Origin of the sequence: Clavibacter lycopersici (assembly GCF_003576405.1) — a bacterium.
In the GTDB taxonomy this organism is placed as follows: Bacteria; Actinomycetota; Actinomycetes; order Actinomycetales; family Microbacteriaceae; genus Clavibacter; species Clavibacter lycopersici.
The window spans coordinates 1-1,516 of sequence record NZ_QWGT01000387.1; the positions used below are offsets into that span (position 1 = coordinate 1).

3 protein-coding genes are annotated in these 1,516 nt (G+C 75.3%); 1 reads left to right on the forward strand and 2 read right to left on the reverse strand.

Annotated elements, in window-relative coordinates:
- Positions 1-60: 60 nt before the first annotated feature.
- The gene (locus DZG00_RS15375) at positions 61-492 is read left to right on the forward strand and encodes a molybdenum cofactor biosynthesis protein MoaE (protein ID WP_119383350.1); all 432 of its coding nucleotides are present in this window, start codon (positions 61-63) and stop codon (positions 490-492) included.
- A 41-nt stretch (positions 493-533) separates the two neighbouring features.
- Here DZG00_RS15375 and DZG00_RS17210 read toward each other — a convergent pair whose 3' ends face one another.
- Both DZG00_RS17210 and DZG00_RS15380 read right to left on the reverse strand, forming a co-directional pair.
- A complete protein-coding gene (locus DZG00_RS17210; RefSeq protein WP_012299751.1) occupies positions 534-704 on the reverse strand; it encodes a hypothetical protein in 171 nt (56 codons plus the stop codon).
- Between the two features lie 146 nt (positions 705-850).
- Positions 851-1,516 (reverse strand): MFS transporter (locus DZG00_RS15380; RefSeq protein ID WP_147360061.1); only part of this gene is annotated, 666 nt, incomplete at its 5' end.

The following is a 1,516-nucleotide window of genomic DNA, read 5'->3' on the forward strand; positions in this document are numbered from 1 at the left end:
CCCCGCGGCCGACACGGCAGCCGACCACGCCGACCACGCGGCCGACCCCGGAGCCCGCTCGTGACCGCCGACCGCGTGCTCTTCGCCCGCATCGCCGGCGGCGCGATCCGCGTCGAGGACTCCGCCGACGCCGTGCGCGCCGACGACGCGGGCGCCGTCGTGACCTTCGAGGGCGTCGTGCGCGACCACGACGACGGCAAGGGCGTCCTCTGGCTCGACTACTCGGCGCATCCGGCCGCCCGGCAGGCGATCATGCAGGTCGCGCTCGATGTGTCGGCGCGCTACCCGGACGTGCGGATCGCGGTCGAGCACCGCATCGGCCGGCTCGGGATCGGCGACGTCGCGCTCACGTGCGCCGTGTCCTCCGCGCACCGGGCCGACGCGTTCGCCGCATGCGGCCTGCTCGTGGACGAGGTGAAGCAGCGCGTCCCCATCTGGAAGCAGCAGGCCTTCGACGACGGCACGAGCGAGTGGGTGGCGTCGCTCGGGTGATCCCGACGCGGGCGCGCCCGCGGGCGGAGGCGCGTCGTCCGCTACGCCTTGGGCGTCTTCGCGGCGTTGTAGCGGCGGCGGAGGCTGCCGAGGACGATCGTGCCGAGGATCAGGATGATGCCGATGATCCCGAGCCAGACGAGGCCCTTGATGGCGAAGCCGACCACGGTGAGGATCAGCCAGAGGACGAGCAGGACGACGATGAACGCCATGGGGGGAGGACCTTCCGTCGGTGTCGGACCCGGGCGGTGCGCGGGTCGGGAAGCCTGCGGGCGGGACCGCCCGGCCGCACGGCGAGCACGATGCTACCCCGGCGCCCGCGCGGCGGCGGCCGCTGTCCTGACCCGCCCGGCGGGTGCTATCGGGCGGCGGCGTCCAGCGCGTCGGCGATCCGCTCGGCCCGGCGCGTGCGGCGCCCCGTGAGCTGCAGCACGAGCGCGACCAGGGCGCTCGCCGCGACGAACGCGCCGTAGACGGTGAGCACGATCGGCAGGCCGTCCGCCTCGACGAAGACGCCCGCGACGATGCTCGGTACCCCGAAGGCGAGGTAGCTCGCGACGTAGACGGAGGAGAGCAGGCTCGCGCGCTGGTCGACGGGGGCCTCCGCGAGCACGAGCCGGAGGCCCGCCTGGAACCCGGCGCCGAAGCCGACGCCGCCGATCACCGCGGCGATCGCGAACAGGGGGAGCGACGCGGTCCAGATCGCCGCGACGAGGCCGACGGGCCCGAGCACGAGCGCGACGACGCCGACGATGAGGCTGCGGCGGGCGTCGCGGGTGCGGATCACGATGCCGGTGATGGCGCCCGTGCCGGTGAACAGGGCGATCGCGGCGCCCGTGAGCGCGGCGCTGTGCAGGCCGAAGGTGGTGCCGAGCACGGATCCGATGAAGGCGAGGAACATGCCGCCGAGCGCCCAGCTCGCGATCATGCCGCCGACCACCGCGGTGAACACGGAGCGCGCGGCGCGCGGCACGGCGACCGACGGCACGAGCGACCGCAGGGCGCCCGCGCGGCGCGGCTGGCG